We start from the raw sequence: 17,948 nt of genomic DNA, 5'->3' as shown, positions 1-17,948 counted from the left end.
CCGGAGAAGCAAATGACCGCGCCAGCCGCTGTCCCTGCCCCGCAATCCCCCCCGAAAGTCAAGATACCGATAGGCCTGATCGCCGGCATCGTCGCCATGGTGGCGGTGCTGCTGCTTCCGCTGCCGGCCGAGCTGCCGCCGGCCGGCCACCGCATGCTGGCCATCCTGGCCTTCGCGGTGGTGGTGTGGATTACCGAGGCCGTCTCGTACGAAGCCAGCGCCATCATGATCACCACCCTGATGGCGTTCCTGCTGGGCACCGCGCCCAGCGTCAAGAACCCCGAGGTGCTGTACGGCACCTCGGCGGCCATCAGCATGGCGCTGACCGGGTTCTCCAACTCGGCGCTGGCGCTGGTCACCGGCGCCCTGTTCATCGCCGCCGCCATGACTTTCACCGGGCTGGACAAGCGCATCGCCCTGGTGACGCTGGCCCGGGTGGGCACCAGCACGCGGCGCATCCTGCTCGGCGCCATCGCGGTCACCATCGTGCTCAGCCTGGTCGTGCCCAGCGCCACCGCGCGCAGCGCCGCCGTGGTGCCCATCATGCTGGGCGTGATCGCCGCCTTCGGCGTGGACAAGCGCTCCAACATCGCCGCCGGCATCATGATCATCGTGGCCCAGGCCACCAGCATCTGGAACGTCGGCATCCAGACCGCCGCGGCGCAGAACCTGCTGACCGTTGGCTTCATGGACAAGATGCTGGGCGAGCGCGTGGCATGGTCCGACTGGCTGATCGCCGGCGTGCCCTGGTCGCTGCTGATGTCCGCGGTGCTGGTCGTCGTGGTGCTCAAGCTGCTGCCGCCCGAAAGCGATGCCATCGCCGGCGGCAAGGAGGCCGTCGAAGCCTCGCTGCGCGAACTCGGTCCCATGACCTCGGCGCAGAAACGCCTGATGCTGGTCTCGATCATGCTGCTGCTGTTCTGGTCCACCGAGGGCAAGCTGCACAGGTTCGACACGACCTCCACCACCTACTTCGGCCTGGTGCTGCTGATGCTGCCGCGCTTTGGCGTCATGACCTGGAAAGACGTGCAGACGCGCATTCCGTGGGGCACGGTGATCGTGTTCGGCGTGGGCATCAGCCTGGGCACGGCCCTGCTGACCACCCAGGCCGGCCAGTGGCTGGGCGCCCAGGTCGTGGCGCACACCGGCCTGGACCACCTCGGCCCCCTCGGGATCTTCGCCATCCTGTCGGCCTTCCTGATCCTCATCCACCTCGGCTTTGCCAGCGCCACCGCGCTGACCTCGGCGATGCTGCCCATCCTCATCGCGGTGCTGCAGACGCTGCCGGGCGATTTCAACCGCCTGGGCATGACCATGCTGCTCGGCTTCGTGGTGAGCTACGGCTTCATCCTGCCGATCAACGCGCCGCAGAACATGGTGGCCCTGGGCACCGAAACCTTCACCGCCAAGCAGTTCGCCAAGGTCGGCATCCTGCTGACCATCGTGGGCTACCTGCTGATGCTGCTGATGAGCGTCACGTACTGGCGCTGGCTGGGCTGGATGTAAGGAGCGCGCCATGAAACTCCCGATTGCCCAGGCCATCGCGTTCGGCCAGCGCCTGCTGACCGCCCAGGGGGTGCCGGACGACATCGCCCGCGACGTCGCCGAGCACCTGGTCGAATCGGACCGGGTCGGCTACACCAGCCACGGCCTGTCCATCCTGCCCAATTACCGCCGCGTGCTGGCCGAGGGCTTCGTCAAGGCCGACGGCCGCGCCAAGCTGCTCAACGACCGCGGCGCCATGCTGGCCTTCGACGGCGACAACGGCTTCGGCCAGCACGTCGGCAAGGCGGTCATGCAACAGGCCATCGAGCGGGCCCGCCAGTACGGCCAGTGCATCGTCACGCTGCGCCGCACGCACCACCTGGGGCGCATGGGCTACTACGGCGAAATGGCCGCCGAGGCCGGGCTGATCCTGCTGGCGTTCACCAACGTCGTCAACCGCCCGCCCACGGTGGCGCCCTACGGCGGCGCGCAGGCCTGCCTGACCACCAACCCGCTGTGCTTCGCCGGCCCGCTGCCGGGCGGCCGCCCGCCGTTCCTGGTGGACATGGCCACCAGCTCGATCGCGGTCAACAAGGCGCGCGTGCTGGCGGCCAAGGGCGAGCCGGCCCCCGACGGCGCGCTGATCGACGCGCAGGGCAACCCGACCAGCGACCCGAACGCGCTGTTCGCCGACCCGCCCGGCGCGCTGCTGCCGTTCGGCGGCCACAAGGGCTACGCCATGGGCCTGGTCGCCGAACTGCTGGCGGGCGTGCTGTCGGGCGGCGGCACCATCCAGCCGGAACATCCCCGCAATGGCGTGGCGACCAACAACATGTTCGCCATCCTGCTGGACCCGCAAGTGGACTTCAACGCCGACTGGCGCACCCAGGAAGTCGGCGCCTTCATCGACTACCTGCATGCATGTCCGCCGCAACCCGGCGTGGACCGCGTGCAGTATCCGGGCGAATATGAGGCGATGAACCGCGCGCGCCATGCCGAGGCCATCGAGTTCGAAGGCGCCATCTGGGACAGCCTGGCCAGGCTGGCGCAGGACCTGGGCGTAACCGACGCCCTGCCGGGCGCCTGAGGCCGCGCCCCGGCCGCCGGCTCAGGCCGGCGCGGGGCGGCGGCGGCTGATGCTCATGAGGATGCCGCAGGCAATGCCCATGGTCAGCAAGGCGGTGCCGCCATAGCTCATGAACGGCAGCGGCACCCCCACCACCGGCAGGATGCCGGTCACCATGCCGACGTTCACGAACACATAGATGAACATCATCATCGTGATGGCGCCGGCCAGCAGGCGGCCGAACTGCGACGTGGCCCGCGCGGCGATCGCCAGGCCGCGCGCCATGAACAGGCCATACAGCACCAGCAGCGCCACCCCGCCGTACAGGCCGAACTCCTCGGCGTACACGGCGAAAATGAAGTCGGTGGTGCGCTCGGGGATGAAATCCAGGTGGGTCTGCGTACCCTGCATGTAGCCCTTGCCGTACAGCCCCCCCGACCCCACCGCGATCATGGACTGGATCGTATGGAAGCCCTTGCCCAGCGGATCCGAACTGGGGTTGAGCAGGGTGCAGACGCGGTGCTTCTGGTAGTCGTGCAGCACCACCCAGTCGACCTCCGGCTCGCACAGCTGGTCTTCGTAGTAGATCAGCGTGCCGATGGCGATGATGCCGGCCAGCAGGCAGGGCACCAGCAGCTTGAACGACAGGCCCGCGAAGTAGATGACGAAGAATCCCGCGCCGAACACCAGCAGCGCGGTGCCCAGGTCGGGCTGCAGCACGATCAGGACGAAAGGCGCGGCCAGCATTGCGGCGGCCACGAAGAAATCGCGTATCCGCACTGCCCCGTCGTGGCGCTGGAAATACCAGGCCAGCATCATGGGCACGGCGATCTTCATCATCTCGGACGGCTGGATGCGCGTGACGCCCAGGTTGAGCCAGCGCGTCGCGCCCTTGCTGGTCTCGCCGAAGAACTCGACCCCCAGCAGCAGGATCACGCCCAGCACATAGAAGGGCAATGCCAGCTTCATCAGCGTATTGGGCGGCACCAGCGCCATCGCCCACATGGCCGCGAAGGCGATCAGGAAATTGCGCGACTGCTCGGCGAAACGCCAGTCGGTGCTGCCCACCGCCGAATGCATGACGGTCAGCCCCAGCAGGGTGAACAGGATCAGGATCAGCAACAGCGGCCAGTCGAAGGCGGTGAACACGCGTAGCAGGATCAGGCCCAAGCGTTTCATTGGCGGCGCTCCTGCATGGGACCATCGGTGGCGCCCAGTTCCAGGGCGGCGGCCTCGGGCTCGGCGGCGACCGGCTTGGCGCCGGCCCGCACCACCGACGGCGCGTCGGCCCGGCCGAGCCAATTGTCGAACAGGGTGCGCGCGATGGGCGCCGCGGCGCTGGCCCCCCAGCCGGCGTTCTCCACGATCAGGGCCACGGCGATGCGCGGCTGCTCGACCGGCGCGAACCCCATGAACAAGGCGTGGTCGCGCAGGCGCTCGTCGATGGCGCTGGCGCGATACTGCCCGCCGCGCAGGCTGAATACCTGCGCGGTGCCGGTCTTGCCGGCGGCCTGGTAGGGCGCGCCGGCGAAAGCGCGCCGCGCCGTGCCGGCGCGCACCACGTCGGCCATGGCGCGCTTGATCACGTCGACGTTCTCCTGCTTGAGGGCGATGCGGTAGTCGGGCGCGATCTCGGTCGGATTGACCGAACCCGAGCGCGAGTCGCGAATGGCGTGCACCAGGTGCGGCCGCCGGTACAGGCCGCTGTTGGCCAGGGTCGAGGTGGCCTGGGCCAATTGCAGCAAGGTGAACGAGTTGTAGCCCTGTCCGACCGCCACGGAAATCGTTTCGCCGGCATACCAACGCTGGCGATCGCGGTCCTTGTAGGCCTTGCGCTTCCACTCGGTGGACGGCAGCACGCCGGCCTTCTCGCCTTCCAGGTCGATGCCGGTGATCTGCCCGAAACCGAACTGCTTGGAAAAATCGTGCAGCGCGTTCACGCCGATCTCGGGGCCGAGCGAATAGAAATAGGTATCGGACGACACCACGATGGCGCGGTGCATGTCCGTCATGCCATAGGCGGCGCCGCCGGCGTTGCGGAACTTCTGGCCGCCGAACTCGAAATAGCCCGGGTCGGGCATGCGGTCGGTGGCGCGCCGCTTGCCCAGCTCCAGCGCGGCCAGGGCCACGAACGGCTTGTAGGTCGAGCCGATGGGATAAGTGCCGTACAGCGGCCGGTTGATCAGCGGATGGTCGGGCGACTCGTTCAGGCGGCGCCAATTCTCGACATCGATGCCGTCGACGAACAGGTTGGGGTCGAACGAGGGCTGCGAAACGAACGCCAGCACTTCGCCGGTGTCGGGATCGAGCGCCACCAGCGCGCCGCGCCGCCCCTCGAAGGCCTGCTCCGCCAGCTTCTGCAGCTCCAGGTCGATCGACAGCATGATGTCCGAGCCCGGCACCGGGTCGATGCGGCGCAAGGTGCGCATGGGGCGTCCGCCGGCCGTGACTTCGACCTCCTCCAGGCCGGTGCGGCCATGCAAGGCGGCTTCCCAGGTTTTCTCTATGCCCTTCTTGCCGATGACGTCGGTGCCGCGGTAATTGCCCAGCTGGCCGGCCTTGTCCAGCTCTTCGATGTCGTTCTCGGCGATCCGGCCGATGAAGCCGACCACGTGCGCCGCGGCCTCGCCCTGCGGATACTCGCGCACCCAGCGAGCGCGCAATTCGACGCCCGGAAACTCGAACGAATGCGCCGAGAACCAGGCGGCCTCGGTGTCGTTGAGATTGTTGCGCAGCTGTAGGCTGGCGTAGCGGCTGGATTCGCCGACCCGGCGCTTGAAGCGGCGCTGGTCGGACGGACTGATGTACACGACCCGCGCCAGGCGGTCGAACAGCTGGTCCAGGTTGCCGGCCTGGGCCGGCACGACCTCCAGGGTATAGGTGCGATAGTTGCGCGCCAGCACTTCTCCGTTGCGGTCCAGGATCTCGCCGCGCCGCGGCGGGATGGGCACGACAGCGATACGGTTCCTGTCCGCCCGCTCGGAGAAACCCTCGTAGCGGTCGACCTGCAGGTACCAGAACCGGCCCGCCAGCACGCCGAAGCAGGCCAGCGCGAACAGGCCGCCCACCCACGCGCGCAGGCGAAAGCGCTGCTTCTGCTGCTGGCCGGTTTTCTTGAATTCGAACATGCGCCCGCCCGGATCAGACGGCGGAAGATTCGACGTCGTCGTAGCGTCGCTGCGGCATGTGCAGCACCCAGCCGGCCAGCGGCCAGATGGCGGCGGTCAGGCCGACGCTCACGGCCCATTGCCAACCCGGCCACTTGCCCGCCAGCCAGGCCAGGATGATCTGCGTGACCAGCTGGGCCACGAAGAACACGGGCAGCATATGCATGGCCTGGCTCCAGAGGTCGAAGCGCTGCAGGCGGCGGTGCAGCGCGATCGCCCCATAGGCCGTCAGGGTGTAGGACAGCGCGTGGCCGCCCAGCAGGCCGGCGTCGTGGACGTCGAGCAGCAGCCCGAACACGAAGGCGGTCAGCAGGCCCACGCGGCGCGGCTCGTGCACGCACCAGAAGGCGATGACCAGCACCAGCACGTCGGGCGAGCCCGGCCATTGCCGCCAGGGCAGCAGCGACAGCAGCCAGACCAGCAGCACCGTGCCCCACACGAAGACGCCGTGCGCGGGGCGCGCCAGGCGTTCGGGTTCGACGTTGCTGGGCGTGCCCAGCTTGCGTCGAGCCGGGACGGAAACCTTAGTCCGTTCCATCGACATCGGCCTCCTGGCGGTTGGATTCGGCCTGGTCCACATCGACCTGCAGGACCAGGAAATGGCGGTAGCGCTCGGGATGCGCCAACGGCTCGCCCAGGGCGCGCGCGAAGCCTGAAGCGGTATCGCGCTCGACCGAAGCGACCTTGGCCACCGGCAGCCCGGCCGGGAACAGCCCCCCCACGCCGCTGGTGACTATGGTATCGCCAACCTTGATGTCGGCGTTGGCAGCCAGATAGCGCACCTCGATCACGCCGGGGGTATTGGCGCCGAAGGCGATCAGCCGCAGGCCGTTGCGCAGCACCTGCACCGGAATCGACACGCGCTCGTCGGTGACCAGGGCGGCTTCGGCGGTCATGGGGGTGACGCGCACGATCTGGCCGACCACGCCGCCCTCGTCGATGACCGGCATGCCGGGCGCCAGGCCCGACTTGGCGCCCTTGTTGAATACCAGGCGCTGGTGAAACGCGTTGGGCGGCTCGTACAGCACCTCGACCACCACCGCCGACTGCGCGACCGTGTCGGTCACGCCCAGCAGGCGCCGCAACTGGGCGTTCTCGGCGGCCAGCTGCGCCGCGTGCGTGGCCACCTGCGCCAGCTCGATGCGCTGACGCTGCAGGGCTTCATTCTCGCTGCGGATGAGGCTGGCGGCGTTGATCCATTCATCGACCTGCTGCACCAGGTCGCGCGGCGCCATGACGGCGCGCTGGAAGGGATACAGCGCCACCGAGACGGCGCGCCGCACCGGTTCGAGCACGCGCAGCTGGGAATCCACGATCAACAGGGCCAGCGCCAGGATGACCAGCACGGCCAGCCGCACCTCGGCCGGCGGGCCGCGCCGAAACAGCGGAGGGGTCGCTTGTCGTTGCATGGATAATCAGCCCGGGCCTGCCGGCCCGCAGCTGCTTCGCGGGCCGGGCCGGCCTGCTGCGTGCAGGCCGCCGGGCCGCGAGACAGGCTCAGTCGTTGATGAAGATGGCGCCGAGTTTCTCAAGATGCTCAAGCGCTTCGCCGCAGCCGCGCACCACGCAGGTCAAGGGGTCGTCCGCCACCACCACCGGCAGGCCGGTTTCTTCCTGCAGCAGGCGATCCAGGTCGCGCAGCAGCGCGCCACCGCCGGTCAGGGCGATGCCCTTGTCGGTGATGTCGGCGCCCAGCTCGGGCGGCGTCTGTTCGAGCGCGATCTTGACGGCCGAGACGATCTGGTTGAGCGGATCGGTAAGCGATTCGAGGATCTCGTTGGACGAGACCGTGAAGCTGCGCGGCACGCCTTCGGCCAGGTTGCGGCCCTTGACCTCGATTTCGCGCACTTCGGAGCCGGGGAACGCCGAGCCGATTTCCTTCTTGATGAGTTCGGCGGTGGGCTCGCCGATCAGCATGCCGTAATTGCGGCGGATGTAGTTGACGATGGCCTCGTCGAACTTGTCGCCGCCGACGCGGACCGACCCCTTGTACACCATGCCGCCCAGCGAGATGACGGCCACTTCGGTCGTGCCGCCGCCGATGTCGACCACCATGGAGCCGCTGGCGTCCGAGACGGCCAGGCCGGCGCCGATGGCCGCGGCCATGGGCTCTTCGATAAGGTAGACGTGGGAGGCGCCGGCGCCCAGCGCCGACTCGCGGATGGCGCGCCGCTCGACCTGGGTCGAGCCGCACGGCACGCAGACGATGATGCGCGGGCTGGGAGCCAGCATATTGCGCGGGTGCACCATGCGGATGAACTGCTTGAGCATCTGCTCGGTGACGGTGAAGTCGGCGATCACGCCATCCTTCATGGGGCGGATGGCTTCGATGTTGCCGGGAACGCGGCCCAGCATCTGCTTGGCCTCGTGGCCGACGGCCTGGATGATTTTCTTGCCATTGGGCCCGCCTTCGTGGCGGATGGCGACGACCGAGGGTTCATCCAGCACGATGCCCTTGCCGCGGACGTAGATCAGCGTATTGGCGGTACCGAGGTCGATCGCCATATCGCTGGAAAAGTAACTGCGCAGGAATCCGAACATGGGAGCTCAGCTAGATTCAGGAGTGGGGAGGCATGCTGCGGGAACGCCGACGCCGCCTCGACTGACAGGAGGCTGGCCCGACCGCAACGATTAAACCGTGAATCATAACTTATAATTTCCCCGGAAATAGCGCATAAATGCGGCCTATTCAAGCTTTGTAACGCCTTCGGCCTGTGCATACTGCCAGGTTCCCTTCCTCCGCTACGCCCTCGATTTTTTCCGGTATTCCCCATGGCGCTCAACGAACAAGACGTGGCCCGCATCGCCCGGCTGGCCCGCATCGAACTGACCCCCGACCAGCGTGGCCGGGCCCAGGCCGAACTCAACGGCATCCTGCACCTCATCGAGCGCTTGCAGGCGGTCGATACGCAGGGCGTCGAGCCGCTCGCGCACCCCTTGTCGGCCCACGAGGACATCACCCTGCGCCTGCGCGAGGACGCCGTCAGCGAGCAGGCCACCGAGGCGCGCCGCGCCGAACTGCTGGCCAACGCCCCCGAATCGGCCGACGGCCTGTTCCTGGTCCCGAAAGTAATCGAATAGTCATGACCCAATCCGCCCTGCATACCGAATTCGGCGGCATCGCCGCCCTGCGCGACGCCCTGGCCCAACGCCGGGTCAGCGCGGTCGAGCTGGCGCAAAGCGGCCTGGAGGCCGCCCAGGCCGCCAGCGGCCTGAACGCCTTCCTGCACATCGACCCCGACCTCACGCTGGCGCAGGCCCGCGCCGCCGACGCCGCCCTGGCCGCCGGCACGGCCGGCCCGCTGGCGGGCATCCCCATCGCCCACAAGGACGCCTTCGTCACCCGCGGCTGGCGCACCACCGCCGGCAGCAAGATGCTGGCCGGCTATGCCAGCCCGTTCGACGCCACCGTGGTCGAGCGCCTGGCCGAAGCCGGCGCGGTGTCGCTGGGCAAGCTGAACTGCGACGAGTTCGCCATGGGCTCCGGCAACGAAAACTCGGCCTACGGCCCGGTGCGCAACCCCTGGGACGCCCAGGCGGTGCCCGGCGGCTCGTCGGGCGGCTCGGCCGCCGCGGTGGCCGCCCGCCTGGTGGCCGCGGCCACCGGCACCGACACCGGCGGCTCGGTGCGCCAGCCTGCCGCCCTGTGCGGCGTCAGCGGCATCAAGCCCACCTACGGCACGGTGTCGCGCTACGGCATGATCGCCTTCGGCTCCAGCCTGGACCAGGCCGGCCCGCTGGCGCCCAGCAGCCGCGACCTGCTTGAACTGCTGGACGTCATGACCGGCTTCGATCCGCGCGACGCCACCAGCCTGCAGGCCTGCGACGGCCAGGCCAACGAAAGCGGCCGCGTGCGCCGCGGCTACGACGCCGCCCAGGCCGGCTACGACGCGGCCGGCAGCCAGCCGCTCGAGGGCCTGCGCATCGGCGTGCCCCAGGAATACTTCGGCGCGGGCCTGGCCCCCGACGTGGCCGCCGCGGTCGAGGCCGCCCTGGCGCAGTTCGAACAGCTGGGCGCGGTGCGCGTGCCCGTGTCGCTGCCGCGCACCGAGCTGGCCATCCCCGCCTACTACGTCATCGCGCCCGCCGAGGCCTCGAGCAACCTGGCGCGCTACGACGGCGTGCGCTACGGTCACCGCGCCGCCCAGTATGGCGATCTCAACGAGATGATCAGCCGCTCGCGCGCCGAAGGCTTCGGCGACGAGGTCAAGCGCCGCATCCTGATCGGCACCTACGTGCTGTCGCACGGCTACTACGACGCCTACTACCTGCAGGCGCAGCGCCTGCGCCGCCTGATCGCGCAGGACTTCCAGCGCGCCTTCGCCGGCCAGTGCGATGTCATCATGGGGCCGGTGTCGCCCACCGTCGCCAAGAACATCGGCGACAACCGCGACGACCCGACCGCCGACTGGCTGGCCGACGTCTACACGCTGGGCGTCAGCCTGGCCGGCCTGCCGGCCATGTCCGTGCCCTGCGGTTTCGGCGGCCCGGACGGCCGCCGGCCCGTCGGGCTGCAGATCATCGGCAATTACTTCGACGAAGGCCGCTTGCTGGCCTTGGCCGACCGCTATCAACAAGTCACCGACTGGCACCAGCGCGCGCCGGTCCAGCAGGACGCCTGACCATGAACTGGGAAATCGTCATCGGCCTGGAAACGCACACCCAGCTTTCCACCGACTCCAAGATCTTTTCGGGTAGCAGCACGCGCTTTGGCGCCGCCCCCAACACGCAGGCCAACGCGGTCGACCTGGCGCTGCCCGGCAGCCTGCCGGTCATGAACCGCGGCGCCGCCGAACGCGCCATCCTGTTCGGCCTGGCCGTCGGCGGCAAGGTCGCGCCGCGCTCGGTCTTCGCCCGCAAGAACTACTTCTACCCCGACCTGCCCAAGGGCTACCAGATCAGCCAGTACGAGCTGCCGGTGGTCGAGGGCGGCACGATCTCGTTTTTCGTCGGCGAGGAAGAAAAAACCGTCAACCTGACGCGCGCCCACCTGGAAGAGGACGCCGGCAAGTCGCTGCACGACGAATTCAGCCTGGCCAGCGGCGCGCCGGCCAGCGGCATCGACCTCAACCGTGCCGGCACCCCCTTGCTGGAAATCGTCACCGAGCCCGAAATGCGCTCGGCCGCCGAGGCCGTGGCCTATGCGCGCGCCCTGCACAGCCTGGTGGTCTGGCTGGGCATCTGCGACGGCAACATGCAGGAAGGCTCCTTCCGCTGCGACGCCAACGTCTCGGTGCGCCCGGTGGGCCAGAAGGAATTCGGCACCCGCACCGAAATCAAGAACGTCAACTCGTTCCGCTTCCTGGAGCGCGCCATCCTGTTCGAGGCGCGTCGCCAGATCGAGCTGATCGAGGATGGCGGCACCGTGGTGCAGGAAACCCGCCTGTACGACGCCGACCGCGACGAAACCCGCAGCATGCGCAGCAAGGAAGACGCGCACGACTACCGCTACTTCCCGGACCCCGACCTGCCGCCGCTGGTCATCGGCCAGGACTGGGTCGACGCGGTGCGCGCCGGCATGCCCGAACTGCCGGCCGCCCAGCGCGCCCGCTTCGAGGCCGACTACGGGCTGCCCGCCTACGATGCCGCCCAGTTGACCGTCAGCCGCGCCATGGCCGGCTACTTCGAGGCGGTGGCGCGCGCCCTGCCGGCCGGCCAGGCCAAGCTGGCCGCCAACTGGATCATGGGCGAAGTGGCGGCCACCCTGAACCGCGAAGAGAAGGACATCGACGCCGCGCCCGTATCGGCGGCCGCCCTGGCGGGCCTGATCAACCGCATCATCGACGGCACGATTTCCAACAAGATCGCCCGCGACGTATTCGCCGCCATGTGGGCGGGCGAGAACGGCGGCGACGCGGACGCCATCATCGAAGCGCGCGGCCTCAAGCAGATCAGCGACAGCGGCGCCATCGGCGCGATGATCGACGAAGTCCTGGCGGCCAACCCCGCCATCGTCGAGGAATACCGGGCCGGCAAGCAGAAAGCGTTCAACTCGCTGGTCGGCCAGATCATGAAGGCCGCCAAGGGCAAGGCCAACCCGCAGCAGGTCAACGAACTGCTGAAGGAAAAACTGGGCTGACCCCTCGGGAGCCTGTCCCCGCGGGAACAGGCTCCCACCCCTACACCCCGTACTTGCTCCGGTACGCCTGCACCGCCTCGCGGTGCTGGGCGAATTGGGCGTCGTCCTGCAGCAGGGTCATGATGTCGGCCAGGGAGGCGATGCTGACCACCGGGACACCGTAGGTGCGCGCCACGTCCTGCACGGCGGAATGCGGCGACAGGGCGTCGTCGGGGCCGGCGCGTTCCATGCGGTCCAGGGCGATCAGCACCGCGGCGGGCTCGGCGCCGGCGGCGCGGATGATCTCGACCGATTCGCGCACCGAGGTGCCGGCGGTGATGACGTCGTCGATGATGACGACCTTGCCCGTCAGCGGCGCGCCCACCAGGGTGCCGCCTTCGCCATGGTCCTTGGCTTCCTTGCGGTTGAACGCGAACGGCACGTCGCGCCCGGCCATGGCGGCGTGCCCGGCCAGCGCCACCGACGTGGCGGTAGCCAGCGGGATACCCTTGTAGGCCGGGCCGAACAGCATATCGAACGCCACGCCGGAATCGAGCAACGCCTGCGCGTAGAAGCCGGCCAGCGCGCCGACCGAGCGGCCCGAGTTGAACAGGCCGGCATTGAAGAAATAAGGACTGATACGGCCGGACTTGACCTTGAAGCTGCCGAAACGCAGCACGCCCTCGTCGAGGGCAAAACGGACAAAATCAGCGGCAGTGGAGGCGGAGGCGGACATACGTGCGATGGGCGAAATGGCAAACCCCGCCATTATCCGCGAATCGGCCTGGCGGCGCAGCGGCGCCGCGCCTCGGTTAAAGTTTCATTCTTGCGCCGGCCCGCAAGGGGCCGCGATGACCGATTCAGGAGCCAGCCTTGCTGCGTATCACCTCGCTCAACCTCAACGGTATCCGTTCCGCCTTCCGCAAGGGCCTGCAGCCCTGGATGACCGCCCACAACGCCGATGTGCTGTGCCTGCAGGAGATCAAGGTCTCGCATGACGACCTGACCGACGACCTGCGTCACCCGCCCGGCTATACGGGCCACTTCCACCACGCCGAGAAAAAGGGCTACAGCGGCGTGGGCATGTACCTGCGCGCCAGCGCCGAGCGCGTGGTGGCCGGCTTCGATTGCGAGGAGTTCGACGCGGAAGGCCGCATCCTGCGCGCCGACTGGAAGGACCTGTCGGTCATCAGCGCCTACCTGCCCTCGGGTTCGAGCGGCGACGAGCGCCAGCAGGCCAAGTACCGCTTCCTGGACCAGTTCGGCCCGTGGCTGGACGGCCTGATGGCCGAGCACAGGAAGACCGGACGCGAATTCGTCATCTGCGGCGACTGGAACATCGCCCACAAGGAAATCGACCTGAAGAACTGGAAGGGCAACCAGAAGAACTCGGGCTTCCTGCCCGAAGAGCGCGCCTGGCTGACCGAAGTCTTCGACCGGCGCGGTTTCGTCGACGTCTTCCGCAAGCTGGACGAGCGGGCCGACCAGTACACCTGGTGGAGCAATCGCGGCCAGGCCTGGGCCAAGAACGTAGGGTGGCGCATCGACTACCAGATCGCCACCCCCGGCATTGCCGAACGCGCGCGCGCCACTTCCATCTACAAGGACGAGCGGTTTTCCGACCACGCCCCGTTGACGGTGGACTACGACATCGCGCTGTAACACGGTTGTGATGCGTAAAGGCCTCAAAAAATAAAGGGGACGCATAAAGGCGAAAATTTCTTCGCCGGCCAGGGCGGAGCCCGCAATGCGCATGCTGCGACGCCGCAAATAGTCATCCCGCCCTGGCGACTGGCGCGGAAAATAAATGGGGACATAACTTAAAAGCCCCATTTCATGCGCTTCTCCGAGAATTCCGGCCTGCGGATGCCGGGATGCGGGCCATTCCTCGCAATAATACGTCCCCAATAATATGGCCTGGTGGCAAGCCGCGCCAGCACTGGCTTTGCGCCCGATTTCGACTTTTCGTCTGACGAATTTTGGCCCACAATTGCGCACCAAAAGTGTGCAACCGCGCACCACTTTCTTACGCTTTTGCACCGCAACACAACGCGCTGCACCATCGCCATGCATTGCCAGGAGGCAGTATCTTGAAATTGCAGAGTCTGGACGACTTCCTGCGCCGGGTTGCCGCGCGCGATCCGCAACAAGCCGAGTTCATGCAGGCAGTCCAAGAGGTCATGCTGAGCCTCTGGCCCTTCATCGAGAAGCACCCGCACTACGCCGAACACGCCCTGCTGGAGCGCCTGGTCGAGCCCGAACGCGTGATCCAGTTCCGCGTCTGCTGGACCGATGACCAGGGCCGGGCCCAGGTCAACCGCGCCTTCCGCATCCAGCACAGCTCGGCCATCGGCCCCTTCAAGGGCGGCATGCGCTTCCACCCGACGGTCAATCTGTCGGTGCTGAAGTTCCTGGCTTTCGAACAAACCCTGAAGAACGCCCTGACCACCCTGCCCATGGGCGGCGGCAAGGGCGGCTCCGACTTCGACCCCAAGGGCAAGTCGGACGCCGAGGTGATGCGTTTCTGCCAGGCGCTGATGCTGGAACTGCACCGCCACCTGGGCCCGGACACCGACGTGCCCGCGGGCGATATCGGCGTGGGCGCGCGCGAGGTCGGCTTCATGGCCGGCATGATGAAAAAGCTGTCGAACTCGGCGGCCAGCGTATTCACCGGCAAGGGCCTGTGCTTCGGCGGCAGCCTGATCCGCCCGGAAGCCACCGGCTACGGCACGGTCTACTTCGCGCAGGAAATGCTGCAACGCGCCGGCCTGTCGTTCGACGGCATGCGCGTGTCGGTGTCGGGCTCGGGCAACGTGGCCCAGTACGCGATCGAGAAAGCCATGGCGCTGGGCGCCAAGGTCATCACGATCTCGGACTCGTGCGGCACGGTCATCGACGAGGCCGGCTTCACGCACGAGAAGCTGCTGGCCCTGATGCACATCAAGAATGACCTGCGCGGCCGCCTGGACGCCTACGCCAGCCAGTTCGGCCTGCGCTACGAAGCCGGCGTGCGCCCGTGGCACGTGCCGGTGGATGTCGCCCTGCCGTGCGCGACCCAGAACGAGCTGGACGAAAACGACGCCCGCACGCTGATCCGCAATGGCGTGAAGTGCGTGGCCGAAGGCGCCAACATGCCCGCCACCCTGGAGGCCGCCAAGGCTTTCATCGCGGCCGAAGTGCTGTACGCGCCGGGCAAGGCCAGCAACGCCGGCGGCGTCGCGGTGTCGGGCCTGGAAATGAGCCAGAACTCGGCCCGCCTGCCCTGGACGCGCGAGCAGGTCGACGCGCGGCTGCATGCCATCATGCGCGACATCCACGAAAACTGCGTGCGCCATGGCCACGGCGCGGGCAACTACGTCAACTATGTGGATGGCGCCAACATCGCCGGCTTCGTCAAGGTCGCCGACGCCATGCGCCAGCAAGGCCTGTACTGATGCGAGGCGGCGCCGCCGCGCCCCGGCGCGGCGGCATCAATGCCAGTCGCCGCGGTATACGAACTTCGGCATCTGCCAATTGAACCGCAGCGCCAGCAGGCGAAACGCCAGCCCGACGACCAGCGCGACAGGCACCGATACGCTGGCGGACACGCCCTGGCCGTACATGGCCAGGTACAGGCCGCCGGTCACGGCCGAAACGCTGGCGTAGAGTTCGCTGCGAAACAGCAGCGGAATATCGTTGCACAGCACGTCGCGCAATACACCTCCGGCGCACCCGGTGATCATGCCGCTGACCAGCACGATGGTCAGCGGCATTTCCATTTGCTGGGCCACCTGGCAGCCGATGACGGTGAACGCCACCAGGCCGACGGCGTCCAGCAGCAGGAACAGGCTGCGCAGGCGCCGCAGCGCGCGCGCCCCCAGCGCCGTCAGCAGCGCGGCGCCGGCGGTCATCCACAGGTATTCGGGATGGGCCACCCAGCTCAGCGGATAATGGCCCAGCAGCACGTCGCGCAGCGACCCGCCGCCCAATGCGGTGACACAGGCGATCACGCAGACGCCGACCCAATCCATGTCGCGCCGGCCGGCGGCCAGCGCCGCCGTCATGGCCTCGGCCACGATGGCCACCAGGTAGAGCGAGTACAACAGCAGGACGGACGGATCTGGCGGCATGGCGGCGGCGCGGACGAAAAAATGGACAACGCTGGCATTGTATTGACAACGCCGCCGGCCGGATGGCCCGTACGGCCCGCTTGACTGCGATCAAGGCGGCCGGCGCGGCTTTGCGGGACAATGGACGCTCCATCCCGCCGGCACGCCCCGTGCGGGAACCAGGCCTCGACCACGACCAGGAGACGCCGCATGCAAGCCCAGACCGCCCCCATCCTGCTTGCCACCGACCTGAGCGCGCGCAGCGACCGCGCGCTGGACCGGGCCCTGATGCTCGCCGCGCAGGCGCAGACCAGCCTGGTCGCGCTGCACATCATGGAACCCACCAATACGCCGCTGACCACGCCGGTGTGGCGCCGGCTGAGCGCCGACCACAAGCAGCTGGCCGAACGCCGGCTGGCCGAGGACCTGGCCGATGCCCCCGTGCCGACCTCGGCGGTGGTGCGCAGCGGCGAAACCGTCCCGCTGATCCGCGAGACGGCCGAGCACTTCGGCTGCTCGCTGATCGTGACCGGCATCGCGCGCGAATCCACCCTCAGCCGCCTGCTGCTGGGCACCACGGTAGAGCGCCTGGCGCGCCAGGCCAGCCAGCCCGTGCTGGTGGTCAAGGCGCGGCCGCGCAAGCCGTACCGCGACGTGGTCGTGGCGACCGACTTCTCCGAGGGCTCGCGGCAGGCCCTGGTGGCCGCCCTGCAGGTGGCCGGCGACGCCCCGCTGACCCTGTTCCACGCCTATGACGTCCCGTTCGGCAAGGATGCGCCCGAAGACGCGGTGGTGCGCAGTTTCTACAACGACGCCGCCCAGAAGGCGCGCGCCTTCCTGGACGGCACGCCGGAACTGGCCGGACGCCCCGCGCCCGAGCTGGTGCTGGAAAGCGGCCAGCCCGAGACACTGCTGTCGGAATACGTGTTCAACCGCCGCTGCGACCTGGTGGTGACCGGCACGCACGGCCTGACCGGCATCCTGCGCACCGCCATCGGCAGCGTGGCCGAGAAACTGCTCGAAGCCCTGCCCTGCGACGTGCTGATCGTGCGGCAGTCCGGCTCGGACGGCGGCTGACCCGGGCAGGGGCGCCTGTCCCGCAGGGACAGGCGCCTATCCGCCGGCGTCCGCCGCGAAGCGCCGGAACTCCTCCTGCAGGAACTCCACCGCCACGCGCACCTTGGCCGAATTCTCCAGCCGCGACGGATAGACGGCCCAGATGTTGGCGTCCTGGCGCCACTGCGCCAGCAGGGGCACGAGCAGCCCGTCGCGCAGCAGCGGCGCGACGTCCCAGTGCGAGCGCAGCACGATGCCGCGTCCGTCCACCGCCCAGCGCACGGCGATCTCGCCGTTGTTGGCCGACAGCGGCCCGGTTACCTTGATGGCGCGGCTTTCGGCGCCGGCGCGCAGCGTCCAGACCCCGAACGGGTGATCGCGCTCCTTGATGACCAGGCAATCGTGGCCAGCCAGCTCCTCGGGCGTGCGAGGCGCCCCCCGGCGCGCCAGGTAGTCCGGCGCGGCGCACAGCAGGCGGTGATTGTCCGCCAGCCGCCGCGCGATCAGGTGAGGGGCGATATCGTCGCCCACCCGCACATCCAGGTCGAACCCCTCGCTGGCCACGTCGACCAGGCGGTCGAACACTTCCAGCCGCACCTGCAGCGCGGGAAAGCGCTCGACCAGGCGCGAGAGCATCGGGCCCACCACGTTGCGCCCGAAGCCGAAACTGCAGCTGACGCGCAGCAGGCCGCGCGGCACGGCGCGGGTGGCGGCCACCTCCTGCATGAGCTGGTCCACGTCGTCGAGCACCCGCTGCGCCCACAGGAAGACCCGCTCGCCTTCGCGCGTGACGCTGACCCTGCGGGTGGTACGGTGCAGCAGGCGCACGCCCAGCACGCCTTCCAGCACCCGCAGGCGCTTGCTGACGTAGGCGGTGGACACGCGCAGCTCCTCGGCCGCCGCGGCAAAGCTGGACAGGCGCGCCACGTGCAGGAATACGCGCAGGTCTTCGTTGGCCGGGATATTGTTCACGATTCGTTGACGATCAATTCACAATCAACTCATTGTAGTCATTCCGTCAACACCGG

General features: G+C 68.3%; 16 protein-coding genes. 8 read left to right on the top strand and 8 right to left on the bottom strand.

Annotated features, from left to right (window positions below; translation table 11 throughout):
• The first annotated feature begins 12 nt into the window (after positions 1 to 12).
• Both CAL11_RS02350 and CAL11_RS02345 read left to right on the top strand, forming a co-directional pair.
• Positions 13 to 1,506 (top strand): DASS family sodium-coupled anion symporter, encoded by a 1,494-nt coding sequence (locus tag CAL11_RS02350; protein WP_086092048.1) that lies wholly within the window; start codon positions 13 to 15, stop codon positions 1,504 to 1,506.
• Positions 1,507 to 1,516: 10 nt separating this feature from the next.
• Positions 1,517 to 2,572, top strand: a complete 1,056-nt coding sequence (locus CAL11_RS02345; protein ID WP_086092047.1) for an Ldh family oxidoreductase — start codon at positions 1,517 to 1,519, stop codon at positions 2,570 to 2,572.
• Between the two features lie 21 nt (positions 2,573 to 2,593).
• Here the strand turns inward: CAL11_RS02345 and rodA are convergent, their stop codons facing one another.
• The 5 genes from rodA to CAL11_RS02320 form a co-directional block, all read right to left on the bottom strand.
• Entirely contained in the window at positions 2,594 to 3,730 is a 1,137-nt protein-coding gene (gene rodA / locus CAL11_RS02340) for a rod shape-determining protein RodA (RefSeq protein WP_068927298.1), read from the bottom strand.
• Positions 3,727 to 5,679: a penicillin-binding protein 2 gene (gene mrdA, locus CAL11_RS02335; protein ID WP_086092046.1), complete on the bottom strand. Its 1,953-nt coding sequence runs from the start codon at positions 5,677 to 5,679 to the stop codon at positions 3,727 to 3,729. Before mrdA ends, rodA begins: the two co-directional genes overlap by 4 nt.
• Before the next feature lie 13 nt (positions 5,680 to 5,692).
• Positions 5,693 to 6,256, bottom strand: a complete 564-nt coding sequence (gene mreD / locus CAL11_RS02330; protein ID WP_033466594.1) for a rod shape-determining protein MreD — start codon at positions 6,254 to 6,256, stop codon at positions 5,693 to 5,695.
• The gene (gene mreC / locus CAL11_RS02325) at positions 6,243 to 7,127 is read right to left on the bottom strand and encodes a rod shape-determining protein MreC (protein WP_033466596.1); all 885 of its coding nucleotides are present in this window, start codon (positions 7,125 to 7,127) and stop codon (positions 6,243 to 6,245) included. Before mreC ends, mreD begins: the two co-directional genes overlap by 14 nt.
• 88 nt (positions 7,128 to 7,215) lie before the next feature.
• The gene (locus CAL11_RS02320; RefSeq protein ID WP_003815204.1) at positions 7,216 to 8,259 is read right to left on the bottom strand and encodes a rod shape-determining protein; all 1,044 of its coding nucleotides are present in this window, start codon (positions 8,257 to 8,259) and stop codon (positions 7,216 to 7,218) included.
• 231 nt (positions 8,260 to 8,490) lie between these two features.
• Here CAL11_RS02320 and gatC point away from each other — a divergent pair, with 231 nt between their 5' ends.
• From gatC to gatB, 3 genes are read left to right on the top strand one after another with little or no spacing between them, the layout of a single operon-like run.
• The gene (gene gatC, locus CAL11_RS02315) at positions 8,491 to 8,799 is read left to right on the top strand and encodes an Asp-tRNA(Asn)/Glu-tRNA(Gln) amidotransferase subunit GatC (protein ID WP_010929772.1); all 309 of its coding nucleotides are present in this window, start codon (positions 8,491 to 8,493) and stop codon (positions 8,797 to 8,799) included.
• Between the two features lie 2 nt (positions 8,800 to 8,801).
• Positions 8,802 to 10,340 (top strand): Asp-tRNA(Asn)/Glu-tRNA(Gln) amidotransferase subunit GatA, encoded by a 1,539-nt coding sequence (gene gatA / locus CAL11_RS02310; protein WP_086092045.1) that lies wholly within the window; start codon positions 8,802 to 8,804, stop codon positions 10,338 to 10,340.
• A 2-nt stretch (positions 10,341 to 10,342) separates the two neighbouring features.
• Positions 10,343 to 11,797, top strand: coding sequence for an Asp-tRNA(Asn)/Glu-tRNA(Gln) amidotransferase subunit GatB (gene gatB, locus CAL11_RS02305; protein WP_086092044.1), 1,455 nt, complete (start codon positions 10,343 to 10,345; stop codon positions 11,795 to 11,797).
• A gap of 40 nt (positions 11,798 to 11,837) precedes the next feature.
• On the opposite strand, the gene pyrE is transcribed toward gatB, so the two are convergent.
• Positions 11,838 to 12,512: an orotate phosphoribosyltransferase gene (gene pyrE, locus CAL11_RS02300; RefSeq protein ID WP_167382436.1), complete on the bottom strand. Its 675-nt coding sequence runs from the start codon at positions 12,510 to 12,512 to the stop codon at positions 11,838 to 11,840.
• A gap of 137 nt (positions 12,513 to 12,649) precedes the next feature.
• On the opposite strand from pyrE, the gene CAL11_RS02295 reads away from it, so the two are divergent.
• Together CAL11_RS02295 and gdhA are read left to right on the top strand one after the other, a co-directional pair.
• Positions 12,650 to 13,438, top strand: coding sequence for an exodeoxyribonuclease III (locus CAL11_RS02295; RefSeq protein ID WP_086092042.1), 789 nt, complete (start codon positions 12,650 to 12,652; stop codon positions 13,436 to 13,438).
• Between the two features lie 428 nt (positions 13,439 to 13,866).
• A complete protein-coding gene (gene gdhA, locus CAL11_RS02290; protein WP_086092041.1) occupies positions 13,867 to 15,210 on the top strand; it encodes an NADP-specific glutamate dehydrogenase in 1,344 nt (447 codons plus the stop codon).
• A 36-nt stretch (positions 15,211 to 15,246) separates the two neighbouring features.
• On the opposite strand, the gene CAL11_RS02285 is transcribed toward gdhA, so the two are convergent.
• Complete coding sequence (locus tag CAL11_RS02285) at positions 15,247 to 15,885, bottom strand: trimeric intracellular cation channel family protein (protein ID WP_086092040.1); 639 nt, start codon at positions 15,883 to 15,885, stop codon at positions 15,247 to 15,249.
• Between the two features lie 189 nt (positions 15,886 to 16,074).
• Here CAL11_RS02285 and CAL11_RS02280 point away from each other — a divergent pair, with 189 nt between their 5' ends.
• Positions 16,075 to 16,941, top strand: a complete 867-nt coding sequence (locus tag CAL11_RS02280; RefSeq protein ID WP_086092039.1) for a universal stress protein — start codon at positions 16,075 to 16,077, stop codon at positions 16,939 to 16,941.
• Between the two features lie 36 nt (positions 16,942 to 16,977).
• Here the strand turns inward: CAL11_RS02280 and CAL11_RS02275 are convergent, their stop codons facing one another.
• Positions 16,978 to 17,892 (bottom strand): LysR family transcriptional regulator, encoded by a 915-nt coding sequence (locus tag CAL11_RS02275; RefSeq protein ID WP_080699927.1) that lies wholly within the window; start codon positions 17,890 to 17,892, stop codon positions 16,978 to 16,980.
• Positions 17,893 to 17,948: the final 56 nt, after the last annotated feature.

The organism is Bordetella genomosp. 6 (assembly GCF_002119705.1).
Classification (GTDB): domain Bacteria; phylum Pseudomonadota; class Gammaproteobacteria; order Burkholderiales; family Burkholderiaceae_B; genus Bordetella; species Bordetella bronchiseptica_F.
Note: the sequence above shows the minus strand (reverse complement) of the source record. Positions and strands in the feature narration are given on the sequence as shown.